Below are 20,426 nucleotides of genomic sequence, written 5' to 3' on the forward strand. Positions count from 1 at the left end.
GTTGCGGTGCCTGACGTGCCGGCTGCCATGCCCTGCGTTGACATCGGCGGCCGAGGACGACCACGTGGCCCTCTGGGTGGCGGCAGGGAGAATTAAGGAGACCTACACCATGAAACCCAAGGCGCGACCTGAGGAACCGGACAAGGTAAGCTCGACGCGTTTCTTCGTCGTGGAGAACGGGACGGTGCGGGATCTTCCCCCGGAGGAGTATTGTCGGATCCCGGTTTATGAAACCGTGGGATGTTACGTCGTGGAACGACGTTTTGTGAAACCCGAAGAGAAGGCGGATCTCGTCTTCGAGGGAAAGAAACCGCCCAAGCAGACCATACCCGTCCTGGTGTCGCACAACGGCAGTGCAGTGGTGCTGGACTCATGGGAGGACCTGGAAGCGCATCCGGAGCGGCTCACCGACGTGAAAGAGGTCAAAATTGCTCGGGTTGTCAAACAGGTTTTTGTTCTGAAGCCTCTCTAGCCCATCCACTGTCCGATGGGACACGACGTGAAGCCGAACAGAACATTATAAGCCCAGGTAGGCTTCGCGCACTTTCGGATCCCTTTCCAGATCCCGGCTTGGCCCGTGCTGGATAATGCGCCCGCTTTCCAGCACATAGCAGTAATGGGCGATTCGCAGTGTTTGGCGCACGTTTTGTTCCACAATGAAAATGGTGAGTCCCATTGCATTGAGTTCCCTCACCACTCGAAAGACTTCGTGGACCAAGATCGGCGCCAAACCGAGGCTCGGTTCATCGAACATGAGGATGCTGGGGTCCTGCATGAGTCCTCGGCCGATGGCCAGCATCTGCTGTTCCCCGCCGGAAAGAGTTTCTGCAATCTGGTTTCGTCGTTCGGCAAGCCGGGGAAAGAGATCGTAGACCCGCTTCAGGTTCTGACGGCGTTTTTCCTTGGCGCGTTTCAAGTAGGCGCCTAGGAGGAGGTTTTCTTCCACGGTCATTTTGGGGAAGAGCTGGCGGCCTTCGGGGACCAGGGTGATGCCCAGAGCGACCACTTCATGGACCGGCATTCCGTCAATGCGCCGATTTTCGTATCGAATTTCACCTCGGCTGATGGGTATTAAGCCGCATAAGGCCTTCAGAGTGGTGGTCTTGCCGGCGCCGTTAGCGCCGATAAGGGCGACGATCTGCCGTTCTTGAACGTCGAAAGTGATGTCCCAGAGGGCCTGCACATCGCCGTAATGGGCTGAAACGGATTGGGCTCGAAGGATGTTCATGCGACGGATTCCCCTAGGTAGGCTTCGATCACCGCTGGATCTTCAGCGACTTCTCTCGGGCTGCCTTCGGCGATCTTTTGTCCATAATTCAGCACAACCACTCGATCGCTGATATTCATGATGACGCGCATGATGTGTTCGACGATGAGAATGGTCAGGCCGAGTTCCCGGAGACTAAGGATCAAATCCGCGGTGCGATCGGCTTCCTTAGGATTAAGGCCAGCGACAACTTCATCGAGCAACAACAGGGACGGCTCCAAGGCCAATGCTTTGCTGATTTCCAGCCTTTTTCTGCCAGCAAGCGTCAAGCTTGCAGCTACGTCCTGTGCTCGTTCGGCCAGTCCGGTAAACTCCAAGACCTGCCACGCATGTCGTTCCGCGTCTTTTCTTCTCGGGTACTTCGAAAGGGCCCCGACGACCACGTTTTCCAAGACCGTCAAACCCGTGAACGGTTTAACGATTTGGAAGGTCCGCCCAATGCCGAGCCTCGCAAGCCTATATGGGGGCATTCCTGTGATGTCATGGTTCTTAAAGAGCACGCGGCCTCGAGTGGGTCGATAAAAACCGCTAATGAGATTGAAAAGGGTGGTTTTGCCGGCGCCGTTGGGCCCGATCAATCCGACAATTTCTTGAGGTGCAATGGAAAAAGTCACGCCGTCGACGGCGTGCAGACCACCAAACGATTTACAAATCGAATCCACATGAAGCGTATTTTCAAGCATGGGAACTCTCCGGGCTTTCCTGTGGACTTCTCGGCTCAGAGGAAACTGGCGCGGGCTGCGCCCTTCTCGACAGGCGGCTTAAAATGGAACCCCACAAACCGTCTGGGAGGAACACAACGCTGAAGGCAATGAGAGCGCCAAGGATGACGAGATAAAGCACTTGATAGTCGGAGAGGTAAGCCCAAAAGTAAGTTTTAAGTGTGAAAAGGACGATGGCACCCAAAGCTGGCCCGATCAATGTGCCGAGTCCCCCGAAAACGGCCATGACCACAGCCTGGTCGGTGATGAGATCTCCAAGCGTCGAGGCCGGGTCGATATAAGTGATCCAGTATGCATAGATACCACCGATGATTCCGGCCGGAGACGCCGACAGCATGAAGGCTTGAACTTTGATTCGAGTGGGATTCAGGCCGAGCGCCATGGCGCCGTCTTCGTTTTCTCGGATGGCTTTCAGTTTGAGTCCGAAAGGGGCGAATTCCAGGAGGTACCAAAGAATAAAAAAAACCCCGGCCGTGACAAGCAGCATGGCATAAAAGAAAAACTGCGGGTGGAGATAAGGAGGGAGTCTCATGCCGTCAGGCCCACCAGTAATCCCGAGAACCAAGGCGATTTGTTGAACGGCCCGCGCTAACGCCCAGGTGGCGATCGCGAAATAGGCGCCTTTCAGGCGTAGAGTCGGGATTCCCGCGAAAAAGGCAGCTGCACCAGCCAACATGCCGCCGGCTGCGACTGCACCCGCAAACGGCCATCCCGCCTTAACCATGAGAATGGCTGTCGTATAAGCTCCGAGGCCGAAAAATGCACCGTGCCCAAAGTTCAGGTAGCCCGTGTATCCGGCCAGAACATCCCAGGTGACGGCCAGTCCAATCCACATGATGGCCTCCGTGAGAACCCTGAGGTAGAAGGTGTCATGGATGACCATAGGAACGGCGGCAAGGAAGAGGGTGAGCCCGAAGGCCCAGAGGACAGGCTTGCGGGGCATGGTTCAGACTCCCTTTCTAAAGAGCCCTTTGGGAGAAATGAGCAAGATCACGTAAAGCATGGCGAAAACAGCTAAAAGGGTATACGCCGGGCTGAGGTAGATGAGGAAGAAGGATTGGACGAAACCGAGCAGGAAAGCCGCCCATGGCACGCCAGCCAAATAGCCCATTCCTGCCAATACAACAACAAAGAAGGCAAACACTGTAAGGTCAGGGCCCATTTGAGCGCTAATGGAAAAGATGCATCCGAAGATGGTCCCTGTCATAGCACTGATGGCCACGTAGATGCCGTAGACGTGGGAGCTGATCCGTTTGGAATCAATCCCCATTAGGCCAGCTGATTCCTTGTGCTGGGCCAGGGCCTGGACAGCCAAACCGAAGTCCGTTTTCTTCAGCAGGTAGTGTAGCCCTCCGGTAATGGCCAAAGCGTAACACAGACCCGAAAAACGAATGAGCGGAACAGTTAGGAAAAAATCTCCGGACTGGAAAAACCATGAGCCTTTCGCTAAAACCGAGGGAATGGAACGGGAAAAGAAGCCGAAGCCCGTCAAAGCTAGACCTCGGAACATCAATGCCAAGCCGAAGGTGAACACGAGCCCCATCAAAACCGGATTGCCCCGTCGACCACTGAGGACGCGATGGATCAGGGGCTGTATCCAAAAGCCAATGCAATAAAAGACCAAGAAAATAAGGGGCAAAACGAGAAAAGGTTCCCAACCGAACCACTGGTTCAGATAGTAGCCCATGAAGGCTCCTAGCATGATCCATTCTCCGACGGCAAAATCAATGATGTGCATGACGCCGTAGGAAAGGGAAAAGCCTATGGCGATAGTGATATAAATGCCGCCGATGAGGAGTCCGTCCGCGATAGCCTGAGGTAAAAGCAACATGATGCGATGACTCCGGGGTCAGTGTGTTAATCCGGGGTCCATCCCGGAATTCCCAAAAGCTAAGAGCGGAGCTTCATTATGTGCCCGTATGCCTCCGATAACCCCTGATGTCATGGTGGAGCCTTTGGAGGGAGGGGCGCGGGGTGCCCCTCAAGAGCGGGAAAAAGAAACCGCCTATTGACGTTGGATACCGTCACGCCGGAGACTTAGCGTTCTTTCCAGGGTTTCAGAGGATAGATGGCCGCGCTCTCGGCGTATTCCTTCGGGCCCACGATCTTGACGTGGCCTTGCTGGATCTGAATCGTTAACGGGGTCAGACCGACGTTGGCATGATAAAATTCCCCTTCATCGGCGAAATTGATTTTTCCGTAGAACGTGTCGAGATCCAATTGTTCCAAGGCCTGCACCAGCTCTTCCCGCTCTTGTTCAGAGAGGGGCGGAGTGGCTTTAATCTTCTGGATTGCCGCTTGAAAGGCAAGTCCTGCCGCCGATGAGCCAGCTTGGGTGTAATCCGCGGGGACATTGAAGGCTTTCAGAGCCGCGTCAGCATATGTCCGGGCATCCGCCCACAGCACGGTGCCGTGCGTTTTAAGATTTCCGGTCCACACGGCGCCTCCGAAAACCCCTTCAGCATCTTTGCCTAACGCCTCGACAAAGGCAGGCTCGGTGACCCCATAATGCATTAACAGGGCTTTCGGAGTGTAGTCGATCTGGCGTAGGGCCTTTACCAAGTTTATCAGTTCTTCATCGTGACCGCCGAAGGCAATAAGATCCGGACGTGTCGCTTTGGCAACGGACATGTATGGCGTAAGATCTTGACCGGCAGGGACAATGTCAAATTTCAAAACCTTGATGCCGCGGGTTTCAGCTGATGCTTTAAAAGCTTCCGCGGTGGCTTTGGAAAAGGCGTCGTTGGATCCAAGAATGATGGCCGTCTTGGGGGCAGGATCCAAGCGAGAAAGGGTTTCGATGGGAATGGAGCCCGTGTAGTTGACCGGCGGGATCGTGCCGAAAGTGTAGCGGAACTTCTGGCGCCAAATAAGAGGTGATTCGGCGGACCCGGTTATCATGGGAATGCGGTATTTTTCCAGTACAGGTGCGCAGGCTAAGGTTACCCCAGAAGAGTACGGGCCTAGAACGAAATCCACTTTTTCTTGGGTGGCGAGCCGCTCCGCGGCTGACGCTCCGACTGCGGGTTCTGACTGGGCATCGGCGTAAAAGAGCTTCACGGGGTATTTCTTTCCGTCGATTTCTATTCCGCCTTGCTCATTCACGGTTTGGGCCCATAGGTCGTAGCCCCTTTTCGTGACATTGCCTCCGGTGGCCAAATCCCCGGAAAGGGATGTGATAACCCCGATTTTGAAGTAGTCCCGCGTTTCATCGGCGTCGGCGGTGCCGATGAATATTGAAATGAGGACAAGACAACACAATGCGACCTTCTTCATGGAGCACCTCCTGTACCATCAAGGGTGATCGTAATACACGGTGCATCTCCCGTACCACATGCGCGTGATGCTCTTGCAACACTCATACCGGAAAAAAACACCTTACCGCACCGTGTTTTCTGCCCCAGCTAAGGCTTGCCCGCTAGTGCTCGAATGCCGTGTTATGCTCTAGAGCATACCATTGTTCGGCCCACCGTGAGAGTTAGCGTTCAGGCTATACTTTTTAATCTTTCGAGACACGGTGGATTGGTTGATCCCTAGCTTTTGAGCGACCGCCCATTGGGTACCATATGTTTCCAACGCCTTGGCAAGGATCCGGCGTTCGGCGGCTTCCAGAAGTTTTCTAAAAGAGGTGCCCTCCAGAGGAACATCTTTGTCGTCTTCTCGAAGGATGGTATGCGCTGTGACGTTCTGTGGGAGATCCTCCAAACCTATGGGGTTGTTCTCACACATGACCGCGAGACGCTCACACAGGTTAACCAGTTCCCGGACATTGCCCGGATAGTCATAGGTGACGAGCACATCCGCGGCTGCTCGGCTCAAACGAAGGGCTGGTTTTTGCAACTTGCTACAAAAGTGTTCCAGATAATGCTGGAGCATCGGAAAAATGCATTCGCGCCGTTCCCTCAAAGGAGGGATCCATAACGGGATGACGTTCAGGCGATAAAAGAGATCCTTTCGGAACTCGCCTTTTTGGACCATAGAAGCCAAGTCTCGATTTGTGGCCGCCAAAATGCGCACATCCAATTTACGGCTCGCCGTGCCGCCCACGCGGGTGATTCGCCCATCTTCCAGGAAACGAAGGAGTTTCACTTGGGAAGTCAAAGGCAGCTCGGAGACCTCATCCAGGAGGAGCGTTCCTCCGTCAGCAAGCTCGAAATAGCCCGGCTTCCCGGTTTGCTTCGCCCCAGTAAAGGCACCACGCTCGTAGCCGAAGAGTTCCGCTTCTATGAGTGTTTCTGGGATGGCCCCGCAGTTGATGCGGATCATGGGATTTTGGGATCGGTGAGAGAACTTGTGGATGATATCGGCGATAAGGCCTTTCCCCACACCGGACTCGCCGTGGACGAGGACGGTTGAGTCCACAGCGCTCACTTTGAAAGCTTGGTGGATCACGTTGACCATAGCGGGGCTACGTGCAATGATTTGATGTTCTCGAAGATGGGCCAATTGCATATCCAGGATTTGGTGCTTGTATTGGTCTTTGAGGGCTTTTTCCTGTTCTAGGCTTTTGTAGAGGGCATCGATTTCTGTAATGTCGCGTTCGTTGACAACGATCAGGGACAAACGTCCGTGCTCGTCAAAAACAGGGCTTCCGGTGAGCATGAGTTTCCGCCCGCCTCGGGTGTTTTGCAGGAGGTTGACCACACGCTTTGTTTGGATCACCTCAAGCGTGGCGGAGCGGTCTATCAGCCCTTCTTCAACCAGTTCTCTCATGTTCCTTCCCACCACGTCTTGGGCTTTCAGGGCGTTCAACCGTTCTGAGGCGCGGTTGATTCGAAGCACCGTTCCTTGAGCGTCGCAAATCCACAATCCGTCGTAAGAAGAGTCGATGATGGCATCTAGTTCGCGGGAAAGGTTTTGAAAGGACAGTAAGGCCCTGGTGACTTCGTCTAACTGGAGACTATTCACAAAATGGCATAGGACCCCGGGACCAAAAGGCGCACTGTCCATAGGACTGATGCGGACCATGTAGCGGTTTTCTTGAGTGTCTTGGATAAACCCGAATCGCACTGCACCGTCACTAAGGGTGCGAGAAGCTTCCTTCCAAACGCTGGGAAAGGCGATGTTCAGGCTGTTTCCCGGCGAAAGTCCAAGAAATTCCCGGCCAGCTCGATTGACGAAGGTGATAATCCCCGTGGCTTGGGCCACAAGAAGGGGGTGCCCCAGTGCATCGAGAAGTTGCAGACCGGGGTCATTCGCGGCCCGCGCACCCTCGGGCGGCTTGCGAAAAGACTTTTGGCGTTCTTTGGCCAATCTTGGCATCCTAATCTACTCTCCCATAAGCGAGTCCATGCGTGCCTTCGTTTTGAATCCTACACGAGCCAGGTGATGCCTTTACGCATAGCCTATGCGCTGTGGCATCGTCAACATTGACACAGCGGTACTTTTCCGTCGTCGGCTAGCGTTCCCGAGGCGTTTTCGATAGAAATTCGGGCTTCATCAGGACGTCGATGATAACAAGAAGATCCGCGACGGGGCGAACACAGCTCTTCATTTGGTATGCTCCTTGTTACTTGAAAACACCTGTGTACGTTATCCAAAGCGGGATCCTCCCTGGAGAAAGGAGTTTGAGAATGAGCGACAATTCACGGGCTTTGCTGGAGAGAAGAAACCGCAGCGTCCCCCAAGGGCCTTTCAACGTGACAACAGCTTTCATCAGAGAAGCTCGAGGAGCCGCTTTGATCGATGTCGACGGCAGGGAGTTAATTGACTTCGCTGGCGGCATCGGTGTGATGAACGTGGGGCATTCCCATCCCAAGGTTGTGGCGGCGCTGAAGGACCAGGCAGGGAAATTCACTCACACCTGTTTCCACGTTGCCATGTACGAACCCTACGTGGAGCTTGCCGAAAGGTTGAATACTTTGGCGCCCGGAGATTTCGACAAAATGACGCTGTTTGCCAATAGCGGGGCCGAGGCGGTGGAAAACGCGGTAAAAATTGCCCGTTATGTCACCCAGAGGCCGGCGGTCATCTGCTTCGAGAACGGCTTCCATGGGCGAACGCTCTTGACCATGACCCTGACCAGCAAGATCAAGCCCTACAAACTGGGGTTCGGACCTTTTGCACCTGAGGTTTATCGCATCCCTTTTGCCTACTGCTACCGGTGTCCGTTTAATTTGACGTATCCGGGATGCGAGGTGGCCTGTGCGGATTATCTTGAAGAGTTTTTCATTTCCTATGTAGCGGCGGAATGCACCGCGGCGGTCATCGCCGAGCCCATTCAGGGAGAAGGGGGTTTCGTCACGCCGCCCCCGGAATACTTCAAGAAGATCCATGGTATTTGTCAGAAGTATGGGATTTTGCTCATTATAGATGAAGTCCAATCGGCCATGGGGCGCACAGGAAAGCTGTTTGCCATCGAACATTGGGGTATCGTTCCCGACCTGATGACTTTGGCCAAAAGTTTGGCGGCGGGCATGCCGCTTAGCGCCGTCGTCGGGCGCGCCGACCTCATGAATAAACCTCATGTCGGAGGCTTGGGAGGCACGTACGGAGGCAATCCCTTGGCCTGTCGGGCTGCTTTGGCCGTGCTGGAGATCCTCTTGGATGACGGACTACTCAAAACGGCAGAGACCCTTGGGGAGAAAGTGCGGGCCGCTTTTGCCCAGCTGCAGCAGTCTTTCGAAATTATTGGGGATGTCAGGGGAAAAGGTCCGATGCTCGCCTTGGAACTGGTGCGGGATCGCGAAACCAAAGAACCGGCCACGGATGAAGCCAAAAGACTGGTCAATCTTTGTTACCAAAAAGGCCTTGTATTGCTCTCTTGTGGCAATTTTGGCAATGTGATCCGAACATTGATGCCTTTGGTGATCACTGACGAACAACTGGATCGGGGCATGGCCATCTTGGAGGAATCTCTGAAGGAAGTGTCTCGGTGAAGGCCCGTGAGGACTGTTGACGATGTCCTGTTTTCCCGGAGAGTGGAGGTTGCCTTGACACCGCCCAGGGCCTTCACATCCAGGAAAGTCAGGTTTTGTGGGCTCCAAGACGGCCGCAAAGAGTGTCCACACGACGAGAGGGGGGCATATGAAGGGGTTTTTCGGGCGATATCTGGTGATTGACGTCGGGGCCCGTCGCTGGAACGCGGTCCCGCTGGACGATACTCTTCTCCGCCGCACCTTGGGGGGAAAGGGGCTGGCCACACAACTGCTTCTTCAGAGAACGCCCGCGGGGGTCGATCCGTTATCGCCGGAAAATTGCCTGATCTTTGCCCTCGGTCCGGCTGTGGATACGCCAATCTATGGATCGTGCCGCCACGGCGTCTATTCCAAATCTCCCCTGACGGGATTCTACGGGGAATCCTACTCCGGAGGCAAAGCGGCCATTCCCATGAGTCGCACGGGCTATGACGCCATTGTCATCGAAGGAGCGTCCTCGACCCCTGTGTGGCTTGAAGTGACCGAGTCAGAAGTCCGTTTCCACGACGCCTCGGACTTATGGGGAAAAGAGACCTTCGAGACAGAAGATGCGGTACTGGATCGAGCCGCGAGCGACCAAGCCGGTGCTGTCGTCATCGGCCCTGCGGGGGAGAACTTGGTCCGCTACGCGCTTATGGAAAACGACTATTGGCGGTCGGCCGGCCGCTGCGGCATGGGGGCCGTCCTTGGGTCCAAAAAAATCAAAGCCGTAGTGTTTCACGGCGGCATCTCCCGACCGGTGGCCGACGAAGAAGGCATCAAAGCCTACGCCAAGGAAACAGTCACAAAGTTCAAGGATCATAAGGCCACCCAGGCTTACCGCACCCACGGCACCCCCATGATGGTCGCCCTCTTAAACACGGTCGGCGGTTTCCCGACGCGCTACTGGTCCAAGGGCACTTTTGAGCACTGGCGAAAGATCAGTGCGGAAATCCTTGTCGATCGATTTGGGGCGAGACCGAAGGCGTGCCGCACGTGCTTTATGGGATGCGGAAAATATATGGAAATCCAAGAGGGACGTCACAAAGGTCTGAAGATTGAAGGCCCTGAATATGAAACCATCTATGCTTTCGGGGGGTTATGCGAAATCGGCGCCCTTGACGAAATCGCCCACCTCAACGATCTCTGCGATCGGTTGGGGGTGGACACCATCACGGCGGGTAACATGGCAGCTTTTGCCATCGAAGCATCTCGACGGGGGAAGATCCGGGAACGACTCGACTACGGCGACGTGGACGGTATCGCCGAACTGATCGAAAAAGTTGCAAAACGGGATGGTATTGGGGATCTGCTCGCCCAAGGCATTCGGACAGCGGCTGCGGAGCTGGGTCTGGAGGATCTGGCCGTGCATGTCAAGGGTCTGGAGCCCGCGGGTTATGACCCTCGAGCCCTGAAAGGCATGGGGCTGGCCTATGCGGTGAGCGGGCGCGGTGCTTGTCATTTGCGGTCCACCTTTTACAAAGCCGAACTGGCAGGGTTGATCGATCCCAAACAGATTGAGGGCAAAGCCGAACTGTTTCTGGATTTTGAGGACCGGTGCACCCTGTTTGACTGCCTTATCCTGTGCCGGTTTTACAGAGATTTTTATCCGTGGGAAGAGCTTGCCAAAATTGTTGCATTGACCACAGGGGAACGTGTGGAAAAAGTCGACCTCCAAAGGATTGCATCCTTCGTGGTCGATAGCACCCGGTGGTTTAACCTGCGGGAAGGGCTCACTGCTGCAGACGATCGCCTTCCCCGGAGGCTGCTCGAGGAGCCCTTGGAAGATGGCCGTCGCCTGACCGCCGAAGAGATCAACCGGCTTGTCCAAGACTATTACCGCCTTCGAGGATGGAACCCTCTAGGGGTGCCACCCTCGTCTTCCGGACAAATCGTCCCTTGAGCTTTCACCCGTGAATCCGCAGGATTTGGGAGATCCTATGGTCAAGGGGCATGCGCAGCAGGAGGCACTGAGGAACAGGTCATGACCCGAAACAGCACGCGACCTTTCAAGATTCTCGTGGGCTACGATGGGACGAGAACGGCCAAAGAAGCTTTGGACGTCGCTTTGTTCCATGCCCGACATTTTCAGGCCGAGGTGGATGTGGCCTGGTCCCTTCATGGGGGGCAAGCCACCTCTCAAGAAGAAATCGACGGCGCATGGGATGGCTTGCAGCATGCGGAGACTCTTTTTCGCGAAGCGGGCATTCCATGCCGAACTCACCTCTTGATCCGAGGATTTTCCCCGGGTGAAGACTTGGTGCGATTCGCCGAGGAGCAGGGCGTCCACGAAATCATTATCGGGGTCCGACGCCGGTCTCAAGTAGGAAAACTCATCTTCGGATCCACCGCACGGTTTGTGATTCTCAACGCTCCCTGCCCGGTGGTGAGCGTAAAGTGACAGAAGGGGAATGCGTCCAGAAACACCTTTTGTCTTTTAAGTCGGTTTATTGCCCCAAGACGGTGCCGTGGTCACGTTGGCAATGACCACGATTTGACTAAAAGGGCTCACCGCTGCTGGTTATTTCGAAAAGCCTGGGATCAACCTCCACGGACGAACCTGCTCCAAAGTGAACTCCACTCCGACTGGGTCGCGGCCAATTCCTTATTGCTTTTTCCGTCACGGGGCGAAGCCCGCCGGTTTTTGCTGCGCCTGATCCTACAGTTAACGGCATCGTGCCTCGGTGAATGGTCCGTTGTCTTCACGGGGGGCGATGCCGGATTTTATTTCTCTTTCGGCCGAAGTCGCCGTGGGATCTTCAGATCGGAGAGGCTGTGGAGTCACAGAGGATCTAGGTATACCCGGACCATCCGCTGTTGAATGGCCGAGGGGACCTGTGTTTGGAGACCAAGCCTTCAAGGTGTTATATCCATGTCAGGATGCGCATGACCGCCGATCGACATGGGCAGGCCGAGCATCTTTCCACGCTCAGATGATTCGAAATGGTCGGTCTCGAAATGGAATCGCAATCTTGGGAGATACGACATGCCAAGCTTGAAAGCATTCCTCTCCAACTTGTCTGTCCCTATGCCCTGGACGACCAAGATTCGCCTTTGGTTACGAAACAACTGGATTAAGCTCAAGACGGGCAAGAGCTGCTGCGGGCATCATGGCGAGCCGGGTTGTTGAGAAAGCCGGAAATGATCTCCCGGGTCGGAGATCTATGGAAAAGCACAGTGATTCCTTGCCCGGGGCATCGGACGTGCCCCGGGTGGATCCCATCCGAGGAAGCTGCATAATCCTGCACATCTTTTCAGGTTTCGGAAATGGGGAAAAACCAGAGGGGAAGCGTGGCGGAGCGTATGGCGATTGGGCATGGCCCGACCCCCGTTTGTGAGGGTCGGGCACGCGGTTAGCTCCGGCGTAGGAGGAACCTCTGGATCTTTCCACTGGGGGTTTTGGGGAGCTGGGCCACGAACTCGATTTCACGCGGCGCTTGATGAGCCGCCAGGTGCTTTTTGACGAAGGCTTTCAGTTCCTCGGCCAGTGTCTCGCTCGCAGTGGCACCGGGTTTTAATGCCACGTAGGCTTTAATGGCTTCCCCGCGCAGTTCGTCCGGTTTGCCGACCACTGCGGCTTCAGCCACATCAGGATGCTTCATCAGGGCGCTTTCGACTTCAAAAGGTCCGATCCTATAGCCGGCAGACAGGATGATGTCATCCGATCGCCCGCTAAAGTAAAAATAGCCCTCCTCATCCATGCTGACCGTGTCCCCGGCCGCGCAGTATCTGCCGCCGCCCAAGAACTTTTCTTGCGTTCTTTTGGGGTCTTTCCAATATCCACGAAACCAAAACAAGGGAGAGTTTTCCACGTCCACGGCAAACATGCCTTCTTGTCCCGGGCCCGCCTCTTGGCCTTGATCGTCCAGCACGACCATGCGAAAACCTGGCATGGATTGGCCCATGGAGCCCTTTTTGATCGGCCGTTTCAAGTCGGACCGGTGATGATTGTTAGCAACCATCCCCAATTCGGTTTGTCCGAAATGATCGTGTATGGGAATGCCCCAGATTTTCTCGCTCCAATCGATGACTTCTGGGTTGAGCGGCTCGCCTGCACTGGAAGCAACTCTCAGCTGAACGGGATACTGTTTCGCCAGCTTATCTCCCCCCGCTTTGAGGGCCCGATAAGCCGTCGGGGCTGATGCAAAATTGGTCACCTGGTATTTGCTCAGTATCCGATAGACATTGGCGGGGTTGAAAGGCGCATTGAAAAACAGGGTGGATTTACCCACGAGCAGGGGCCCGACCAGGTTGTAATACAGTCCGTAAGCCCATCCGGGATCAGCCATATTCCAGTACATGTCGTCTTCACGAATGTCCAGCCCGAACTCCATGTAGGCCTGAAAGGATGCCAGCGCTTTCACGGGCACCTCCACACCTTTGGGGCTCCCGGTCGTGCCCGAGGTGTAGAGCATGATCATCATGTCGTTCCCGTCTACAGGTGTGGGATGGACAATCGGCTGAGCTCGCTCCAGTTCGTGCCAGAAACTGTGGTCACCCTTTTCGATTCCTCTCCCCTTCTCATCAGCGATGGTGATCACCTCCAACCGGCCCGCGGCGTAACTTGAGGTCTCATTCAGTTTGGGCCGATGCATGGCATTCGTGATGATCACCCGGGTGGTGCTGTCACCGATGCGGTAATCGATGGCATCAGGGCCGAATGCCGTGAAAAGCGGAACATACACAGCCCCCAAACGCCAGACGGCAAGAGTGGTGATAAACAATTCCGGCGTCTTGGGAAGGAGAGCTGCCACCCGATCCCCCTTTTTAACACCGAGGGAACTCAGGAATCCGGCCATTCTGGAGGAAAGCTCCTGAAATTCCTTGAAAGTCCATTTTGATGCCTGTCCTTGTTCATCCTCGTAGAACAGTGCAATTTTTTCGGGGATCCGAGCGTGCCGATCACAGAGGAAATGGGCTGCGGAAAGCCCGACTCCACCGTACTCTTCCATCCATGAGTGAATTGCCTCGTGTGGGTTCATGTTCGTCATGGCCATCGGGGAGCTCCTTGTCTTTGAAAGGGATGGAAACTGCACTAAATCCACAACCACCGAATATGGGCGAGTGTCGTTCCAAAAATACAGGGAGTCAACGGTTTCCAAAATATGGAAACAAAACTTTGCCCGAGTGCTGCATCCTGTAAGAGTGGTCGTCACCGCACTCCAGAACATCTGTGCTCGGCTCCACCGGCATGAGGCCATGCCCAGCGTTTTCCCAGCTTCTTGGAAGCTATCTAGAAAGCAAGATGAACGCCTTCTCTTCCGGGATAAGGGGAAACGCTCCATGGGAGCGGTGGAACGACCACGGGCGAAAGACCAGAACGGGTGAACCACGGCCTGCTATATCGGACGATGGAAGTGGGGGGCGTTTGGGGACCATCAAAAAAATCAAAAACCGCACGCCCCTTGGGCTGCGGTCATTTTCTGGTGCCGAAGCGGGGACTCGAACCCCGACAGGCCTATTGCCCACTAGATCCTGAATCTAGCGCGTCTACCAATTCCGCCACTTCGGCATTATCATTCAAAAAAGGCGTTGCCTTGGAAGCGCGGATAAACTATGGTAAAAGCCTTCAGCTGTCAAGGGCAATTTGTGGTGAAACCGGAGGTTCGCAGGGTAGCGATGAAGGTGATTCGGAGCTTGGAAGAGATTCAAAAGCCCCTCGTGAAACCCGTGATGACCATCGGCAACTTCGACGGAGTTCATCGCGGTCATAAAGTCTTGTTTCAGCGAGTCGTGGATTGGGCAAAGAAACTGGGCGGGCAATCGGTGGTCATGACCTTCGACCCTCATCCTCTGCAGGTGTTGGCGCCGTCTCGAGGGCCGGATTTCATCACATCCCACGGCAAGAAACTGGAGCTTATCGAAGCCGAAGGAATCGACGTGACCATCGTCATTCCTTTCAGCAAGGATTTCGCCCAAATTTCCGCGCATGACTTTGTCAAGGATCTCCTTGTGGACCGTATCGGCATCAAGGGGCTCGTCGTCGGCTACGACTACCGCTTCGGCAGGAACCGTGAAGGGGACATTCGCCTGCTGAGGGAACTGGGCGCCCGATACGGTTTTCAGGTGGAGATGGTGTCCGGCATTGAACTGGACGGGACCGTGGTGAGCAGCACCGCCATCCGCCAACTCATTCGAAATGGGGAACTCCACGAGGCGGAACGCCTTTTGGGACGCCCTTACGAGATTGTCGGCCGCGTCGTCAAAGGCCGAGAACGGGGGCGGCTCCTGGGGTTCCCAACGGCCAACCTGGACATCCAAAAGCAAGTGCCTCCCAAGCCCGGAGTCTATGCCGTGGAAGTGGATATCGACGGCAAAGAACATATGGGTGCGGCCAATTTCGGCTGGAATCCCACCTTCGGCGATCCGACCCCGTCTCTGGAAGTCCACGTATTGGATTTCGATGGTGATTTGTACGGCAAAGAAATTGCCGTTCGTTTTATGGAGCGCATTCGAGACGAAAGGCGTTTCCCGGGCCCTGAAGCTCTCGTTGCCCAGATCCGCCAGGACGTGGAAACCGTACGGCACATTCTAGCCGTCAGAAAGCCCATGGCCCTCGCCGCGTCCGGATAATGCCGGAGATCGAGCGCCGCCCGTTCGGGCGGGATCCTTCAGATTTTCACTCAAGCCACATACCGGGCTCAGGCCGCAGCAGCAGACGCCCTGAGCCGGTCTTGTTTTAAGCCCGCATTCCTTCCGAAGCGAGGCTTTCAAGCGAATCCCCTTCCCCTTGGGAGACCGGAGACGGCGGCGCGGGAACTCCGGGTTGTTCTCCGTTCATCCCGCTTTCCACAGGTAGGAAATTTTCTACCTTATGCTGAAGCACTTCAATCAAGGGCATGAGGGTGCTTCGGTCGATGGCGGATATGGCGACGGCATCGTAACGGCGCAGAGCCCGTGCAAGAGTTTCTGCGTCCGTCTTGTCGATTTTGTTGAAGACCAGAACCGTGGGCTTACGGTCCAAGCCCAACTTTTCCAAAACCAGATCCACAGACGCCATTTGTTCTTCGTAGTGAGGGTTGCTGATGTCCACAACGTGGAGGAGGAGATCCGCGTCGTTGAGTTCCTCCAGCGTAGCGGCGAAGGCATCGAGAAGATTTTGCGGAAGATTTCTGATGAACCCCACCGTATCCGTCACGATGACTTCCACATCTCTAGGAAAGCGAAGGCGTCTGGTGGTTGGGTCCAAGGTAGCGAATAATTGATCCTCAGCCCATACTCGACTATGGGTCAGGGTATTGAGGAGCGTGGATTTTCCTGCGTTCGTATAGCCCACGATGGACAGAATGGGCAGGGTCTGACGAAGCCGCTTGGCCCGGCGCTGGGAACGGTCTTTTCGAATCTGGTGCAACTGCCTTTCCAAGTGAGCGATCCGGTCTTTGATGCGTCGCCGGTTGATCTCCAGCTTGGTTTCTCCCGGACCGCGCACACCGATACCGCCCCGCAGTCGCGACAAGGCGTCGTCTTTCACGCCCAATCGAGGCAATAGATACTTCAGTTGGGCGATTTCCACCTGAAGTTTTCCCTCTCGGCTCTGGGCTCTTTGAGCGAATATGTCCAGGATGAGCTGGGTGCGGTCGATGACACGCAACTCCGTGGTGTCGGTGATGGATCGGATTTGGGAAGGATTGAGATCTTGGTCGAAGATCAGAAGATCCACACCGCATTGGAGAGCTCGGACGATGATCTCACTGAGTTTGCCTTTTCCGATGAGATACTTCGGATTGGCCTGACGCTGCCGCTGGATGATGGTGTCTGCGACGCTGATGCCGGCACTGCGTGCCAGTTCCTTCAGTTCCTCCAGAGACGTTTCCGCGGATTCGCGATCTTCGGTAGTCACACTCACGAGAATCGCCCGGTCCCTGGCCTCGGCCGCTGCATAGGACTGTCGCCCTCGTTCCAGTTCTTCTTCCAAGGATTGAACGAACTGAAGGAAATCCAGAGCCGGCTCTGCACACGGCGTGGGCGGGAGCACCCGCCAAGCTGGTTCCGCCGCTCCCGATGTGGGAAGAATGTGGGCTATCTCCAGGTCTTTCGCCCCTCCGTGGAGATCCACCCGCACGACCCCGATGCAGTCCAGGCGCAGAAACACCAAATCCATGAGGTCGTCCTGGGTGAGCGGTTCCTCCCGCAGGTGCGTGTGCACAAAACGGAGCCCGCGCAACCGCCACCGGCCGGCGCGGGATTTGGGAAGATCCGGGATGTAGATGGATCGAGAATCCCCGACGAGGACCATTTCCACGGCACCGTCCCGTCCGATCATCAGGCCGATTTGGCGCCCGCTTTCGAAAGACACGCGAGCCAGGTCCCGAGCCAGATCCGGGGAAATGACGTCGCGAGGCAAGGAACGCCGTCGGGTAAAGTTTTCCAGGCGCTTTCGCACCTGCTTTTTCAGACCTGTGATGTCTCCGTAGATTTTCGAGATGGTTGATCCTCCTGTGTGTCTCGCCTCCAGAGGACATCCCTTGAAAGGATGGGATTAAATGAGCATCCGTCGCATGTTTGAAGTGGTTTTATTTTAACCGGAGAATCCCAGGAAAAAAATCATTCACACCCGCAGTGTGCGTGCAATTTCGCGGAATGTCCGTGCCGCGGCGGCGGGAGGCTCATGGGGCTCCATGCATGGCCCGGGCTCCCGCGGCTCTGTGGGGCGGCAGCCATTGCGACCCCGCACCGGAGACTTCCCAAAGCTATCGTCCGTCGTGCCCGTCGGCCCTGTATCTCCCCCGATGCCCATCCATGGGCTGCGATCTGTGGTTAAGCCAGGTTGGGCCAGAACCTCCCAAGGATGCCCCATTTTCGCAACCCTTTTCAACCGGCGTAAGGATTCCGTCGATCGAGCAGACGCACAGCTTTCCCCTCATTCTTGGGCAGGCCGTTGGGTTCCACCAGTTTGACTTCCGGAGTGACCAGCAGTTCGCTTTTTAATTCCTTGGCGATCTTCTTTTGGATGGTCTGAAGCCGGCGCATGTCTTCCACAAAGATTTTGTCGGTGACCTCGACCTCCACGGTCATCACATCCACGTTTTCCTGCCGATCCAAAACGATGCGGTAATTATTGCCGACTTCAGGAATGGCCATGAGGACCTGTTCCACCTGGACCGGGAAAATGTTGACGCCTTTAAGAATGAACATATCGTCGGAGCGGCCTTGGATGCGGTCCAATCGTCGGTGAGCCCGGCCGCATTGGCAGTGTCCCGGCAAAAGACGGGTGAGGTCCTTGGTGCGGTAACGGATCAGTGGCATGCCTTCCCGATTCAGGGTCGTGAGGACGAGTTCCCCCAGCTCGCCCTCGGGAACGGGTTCTAAAGTCTTGGGATCCAGGAGCTCCACAAGGTAGGCGTCCTCCCAGATGTGGAGCCCGTTTTGATAAACGCATTCAAACGCCACGCCCGGGCCGTTCATCTCGGAAAGACCGTAACTGTTGAACACCCGGACGCCATAGAAGGCTTCCACCCGACGGCGCACCTCTTCCGAGTACGGTTCGGCGCCAAGGTAGGCAATCCGCAGCTTAAGATCTTTTTGGGGATCCACGCCCATTTCGGTCATGACGTCCATGAGGCGCAAAGCGTAACTGGGAATAATGTGCACGACGGTGGTGGAAAAGTCGCGCATGAGCTGGATCTGCCGTTTGCTGTTCCCCGCTCCCGCAGGTATGGTGAGCATTCCCAGGCGTTCCGCGCCGTAATGAAATCCCAATCCTCCCGTAAAGAGACCGTAGCCGGAAAGATTTTGGAACACATCCCCGGGGCGGGCTCCGGTCATGAACAAACACCGGGCCATGAGTTCGGCCCAGGTGTCCACATCTTGTCGGGTGTAGAACACGGCGGTGGCCTGCCCCGTGGTGCCTGAAGAAACATGGAGGCGGATGAGGCGATCCCGGGGTACGGTCAAAAATCCGTAGGGGTAGGCCCGGCGAAGATCATCCTTGGTGGTCACGGGCAGATCTCTGATGTCGGCGAGCTTCCGAATGCGGCGCCATGGGTCTTTGCCCAGTGTGTTTTGATAAAAGGGCGCCTTAGCGGCCCGCTCCAGAGTTTCCCGCAACCGTTCCAATTGAAGCTGTTCCAAAGCTTCCCGGGACAAACCTTCCATGTCAGGGTTCCAGTAAGAAGAGCTCAGGGGTGTCTGCATTGTTCGGCTCTCTCGATGAAAATACTCACGTCAATGCGCAGAGGTCCCGGCTTCCTATGCGGACTCTTCGTGCAGCGCCAAGTCTTCGAACCGGGTGTAGCTGCTGACAAACGCCAGTCTAACGCGGCCCGTAGGACCGTTTCGCTGCTTGCCCACGTGAATTTCCGCCGTGCCTTTGTCCTTGCTGTCCGGGTTGTAGACTTCATCCCGGTAGATGAACACAATCACGTCCGCGTCCTGTTCAATGGCGCCGGATTCCCTGAGGTCCGCCAATTGGGGGCGCTTGTCATGACGTTCTTCCACTTTCCGGTTCAGCTGAGACAGTGCCACGACCGGAACGTTCAATTCCTTTGCCAGTGCCTTCAAGGACCTTGAAATATCGGAAATTTCCAGTTCGCGCCTCTCCGACTGCTCGCGACTCCGCATCAGTTGCAAATAATCCACCACCACGAGACCAATGTTGTGCTCCGTCTTGAGCCGTCGTGCCTTGGCACGCAGCTCCAGCGTCGAAATGGCCGGCGTGTCGTCCACGAAGATGGGGGTATCCATAAAAGTTCCCGCGGCGGAAAGGAGCCTCACAATATCGTTTTGGCCGAGGAACCCTGTGCGGACCTTTTGAGAATCTACGCGGGCTTCAGCGCACAGGAGCCGCATGGCCAGCTGTTCCTTGCTCATTTCCAGGGAAAAAAACGCGCAGGGCACCCCGCTTTTCTTGGCGGCGTTCCGGACGATATTCAAAGCAAAAGCCGTCTTTCCCATGCTGGGCCGTGCCGCAATAATAATGAGATCCGAGGGTTGAAGCCCTGAAGTCAGCTTGTCCAGCTCCGTGAAATGGGTCGGCACGCCGGTCACCATCTCGCGGCGTTCCTGGAGCGCTTCGATGGTTCCAATGCTCTGCTTGACCACGTCCTTGATGAGGGAGTACGAACTGCGGATGCGCCGTTCAGTAAGGGCGAAAATTGCGGCTTCGGCGCGGTCCAAGACTTCTTCCGCATTTTTCCCAGGTCCGTAACACCAGGACATGATCTCCCCGGAGACCTGGATGAGGCGGCGCAAGACGGCTTTTTCACTGACGATTTTAGCGTAAGCGGCCACATTGGCCGCTGACGGCACCAGTTCCGTCAGCGAGGCCAAATACGCGGTCCCGCCGACGGTTTCCAGTTCGTCTTTTTGGTGCAGCAGATCGGCGACGGTGACCAGGTCCACCGGCTCGTTGCGTTCGAAGAGCTCCTGGATGGCTCGAAAAATGATGCGGTGGGCGTCACGATAGAATTCGTCGCCTCGGAGGATTTCCAGCGCCGTGGGCAAACCGTTGTTGTCGACAAGAAGCCCTCCGATCAAGGATTGTTCCGCGTCGATCTGGTGCGGAGGGATTCTTTTGAGCTCGTCGGGGAGCCCGTCCATGCA

Annotated in this window: 15 protein-coding genes and 1 tRNA gene; 5 read left to right on the forward strand and 11 right to left on the reverse strand. The window is 55.7% G+C overall.

What is annotated here, in order from left to right:
• Nucleotides 1-64 precede the first annotated feature (64 nt).
• Nucleotides 65-472 carry a hypothetical protein gene (locus ACZ5K9_RS08285; protein ID WP_464270867.1) on the forward strand — a complete coding sequence of 136 codons (408 nt, stop codon included), beginning with the start codon at nt 65-67 and terminating at the stop codon, nt 470-472.
• 45 nt (nt 473-517) lie between these two features.
• On the opposite strand, the gene ACZ5K9_RS08290 is transcribed toward ACZ5K9_RS08285, so the two are convergent.
• From ACZ5K9_RS08290 to ACZ5K9_RS08315, 6 genes are all read right to left on the reverse strand, one after another.
• The gene (locus ACZ5K9_RS08290; protein ID WP_464270868.1) at nt 518-1,228 is read right to left on the reverse strand and encodes an ABC transporter ATP-binding protein; all 711 of its coding nucleotides are present in this window, start codon (nt 1,226-1,228) and stop codon (nt 518-520) included.
• The gene (locus ACZ5K9_RS08295) at nt 1,225-1,950 is read right to left on the reverse strand and encodes an ABC transporter ATP-binding protein (protein WP_464270869.1); all 726 of its coding nucleotides are present in this window, start codon (nt 1,948-1,950) and stop codon (nt 1,225-1,227) included. The genes ACZ5K9_RS08290 and ACZ5K9_RS08295 overlap by 4 nt, the downstream gene beginning before the upstream one ends.
• Nucleotides 1,943-2,932, reverse strand: coding sequence for a branched-chain amino acid ABC transporter permease (locus ACZ5K9_RS08300; RefSeq protein WP_464270870.1), 990 nt, complete (start codon nt 2,930-2,932; stop codon nt 1,943-1,945). Before ACZ5K9_RS08300 ends, ACZ5K9_RS08295 begins: the two co-directional genes overlap by 8 nt.
• 3 nt (nt 2,933-2,935) lie before the next feature.
• Nucleotides 2,936-3,820, reverse strand: a complete 885-nt coding sequence (locus ACZ5K9_RS08305; RefSeq protein ID WP_464270871.1) for a branched-chain amino acid ABC transporter permease — start codon at nt 3,818-3,820, stop codon at nt 2,936-2,938.
• Between the two features lie 206 nt (nt 3,821-4,026).
• On the reverse strand, nt 4,027-5,265 hold the full coding sequence (locus tag ACZ5K9_RS08310) for an amino acid ABC transporter substrate-binding protein (RefSeq protein WP_464270872.1): 1,239 nt from the start codon (nt 5,263-5,265) through the stop codon (nt 4,027-4,029).
• Nucleotides 5,266-5,433: 168 nt separating this feature from the next.
• Entirely contained in the window at nt 5,434-7,242 is a 1,809-nt protein-coding gene (locus ACZ5K9_RS08315) for a sigma-54 interaction domain-containing protein (protein ID WP_464270873.1), read from the reverse strand.
• 320 nt (nt 7,243-7,562) lie between these two features.
• On the opposite strand from ACZ5K9_RS08315, the gene gabT reads away from it, so the two are divergent.
• The 3 genes from gabT to ACZ5K9_RS08330 all read left to right on the forward strand — a co-directional run bounded on the left by gabT (nt 7,563) and on the right by ACZ5K9_RS08330 (nt 11,286).
• Entirely contained in the window at nt 7,563-8,867 is a 1,305-nt protein-coding gene (gabT, locus tag ACZ5K9_RS08320) for a 4-aminobutyrate--2-oxoglutarate transaminase (RefSeq protein ID WP_464270874.1), read from the forward strand.
• A gap of 148 nt (nt 8,868-9,015) precedes the next feature.
• Nucleotides 9,016-10,788 (forward strand): aldehyde ferredoxin oxidoreductase family protein, encoded by a 1,773-nt coding sequence (locus ACZ5K9_RS08325; RefSeq protein WP_464270875.1) that lies wholly within the window; start codon nt 9,016-9,018, stop codon nt 10,786-10,788.
• 81 nt (nt 10,789-10,869) lie between these two features.
• Nucleotides 10,870-11,286, forward strand: a complete 417-nt coding sequence (locus tag ACZ5K9_RS08330) for a universal stress protein (RefSeq protein ID WP_464270876.1) — start codon at nt 10,870-10,872, stop codon at nt 11,284-11,286.
• Nucleotides 11,287-12,238: 952 nt separating this feature from the next.
• Here the strand turns inward: ACZ5K9_RS08330 and ACZ5K9_RS08335 are convergent.
• Together ACZ5K9_RS08335 and ACZ5K9_RS08340 are read right to left on the reverse strand one after the other, a co-directional pair.
• Complete coding sequence (locus tag ACZ5K9_RS08335; RefSeq protein WP_464270877.1) at nt 12,239-13,882, reverse strand: AMP-binding protein; 1,644 nt, start codon at nt 13,880-13,882, stop codon at nt 12,239-12,241.
• Nucleotides 13,883-14,309: 427 nt separating this feature from the next.
• Nucleotides 14,310-14,397: transfer RNA gene (locus ACZ5K9_RS08340), tRNA-Leu, on the reverse strand.
• 107 nt (nt 14,398-14,504) lie between these two features.
• Between ACZ5K9_RS08340 and ACZ5K9_RS08345 the strand changes: the two genes are divergently transcribed.
• Nucleotides 14,505-15,458, forward strand: coding sequence for a bifunctional riboflavin kinase/FAD synthetase (locus ACZ5K9_RS08345; RefSeq protein ID WP_464270878.1), 954 nt, complete (start codon nt 14,505-14,507; stop codon nt 15,456-15,458).
• A 106-nt stretch (nt 15,459-15,564) separates the two neighbouring features.
• Here ACZ5K9_RS08345 and hflX read toward each other — a convergent pair whose 3' ends face one another.
• The 3 genes from hflX to dnaB form a co-directional block, all read right to left on the reverse strand.
• Nucleotides 15,565-17,268, reverse strand: a complete 1,704-nt coding sequence (gene hflX / locus ACZ5K9_RS08350) for a GTPase HflX (RefSeq protein WP_464270879.1) — start codon at nt 17,266-17,268, stop codon at nt 15,565-15,567.
• Nucleotides 17,269-17,696: 428 nt separating this feature from the next.
• Nucleotides 17,697-19,019 (reverse strand): phenylacetate--CoA ligase family protein, encoded by a 1,323-nt coding sequence (locus ACZ5K9_RS08355; RefSeq protein ID WP_464270880.1) that lies wholly within the window; start codon nt 19,017-19,019, stop codon nt 17,697-17,699.
• A gap of 54 nt (nt 19,020-19,073) precedes the next feature.
• The gene (gene dnaB / locus ACZ5K9_RS08360) at nt 19,074-20,423 is read right to left on the reverse strand and encodes a replicative DNA helicase (protein ID WP_464270881.1); all 1,350 of its coding nucleotides are present in this window, start codon (nt 20,421-20,423) and stop codon (nt 19,074-19,076) included.
• Between the last annotated feature and the right edge of the window lie 3 nt (nt 20,424-20,426).

The organism is Desulfosoma profundi (assembly GCF_055387865.1).

Bases quoted from the DNA above. Each gene is read 5' to 3' on its own strand.
- ACZ5K9_RS08345 (WP_464270878.1), top strand. From the start codon at position 14,505: ATGAAGGTGATTCGGAGCTTGGAAGAGATTCAAAAGCCCCTCGTGAAA.
- ACZ5K9_RS08305 (WP_464270871.1), bottom strand. From the start codon at position 3,820: ATGTTGCTTTTACCTCAGGCTATCGCGGACGGACTCCTCATCGGCGGC.
- ACZ5K9_RS08325 (WP_464270875.1), top strand. From the start codon at position 9,016: ATGAAGGGGTTTTTCGGGCGATATCTGGTGATTGACGTCGGGGCCCGT.
- ACZ5K9_RS08310 (WP_464270872.1), bottom strand. From the start codon at position 5,265: ATGAAGAAGGTCGCATTGTGTTGTCTTGTCCTCATTTCAATATTCATC.
- gabT (WP_464270874.1), top strand. From the start codon at position 7,563: ATGAGCGACAATTCACGGGCTTTGCTGGAGAGAAGAAACCGCAGCGTC.
- ACZ5K9_RS08355 (WP_464270880.1), bottom strand. From the start codon at position 19,019: ATGCAGACACCCCTGAGCTCTTCTTACTGGAACCCTGACATGGAAGGT.
- ACZ5K9_RS08295 (WP_464270869.1), bottom strand. From the start codon at position 1,950: ATGCTTGAAAATACGCTTCATGTGGATTCGATTTGTAAATCGTTTGGT.
- ACZ5K9_RS08335 (WP_464270877.1), bottom strand. From the start codon at position 13,882: ATGGCCATGACGAACATGAACCCACACGAGGCAATTCACTCATGGATG.
- ACZ5K9_RS08330 (WP_464270876.1), top strand. From the start codon at position 10,870: ATGACCCGAAACAGCACGCGACCTTTCAAGATTCTCGTGGGCTACGAT.
- ACZ5K9_RS08290 (WP_464270868.1), bottom strand. From the start codon at position 1,228: ATGAACATCCTTCGAGCCCAATCCGTTTCAGCCCATTACGGCGATGTG.
- dnaB (WP_464270881.1), bottom strand. From the start codon at position 20,423: ATGGACGGGCTCCCCGACGAGCTCAAAAGAATCCCTCCGCACCAGATC.
- ACZ5K9_RS08300 (WP_464270870.1), bottom strand. From the start codon at position 2,932: ATGCCCCGCAAGCCTGTCCTCTGGGCCTTCGGGCTCACCCTCTTCCTT.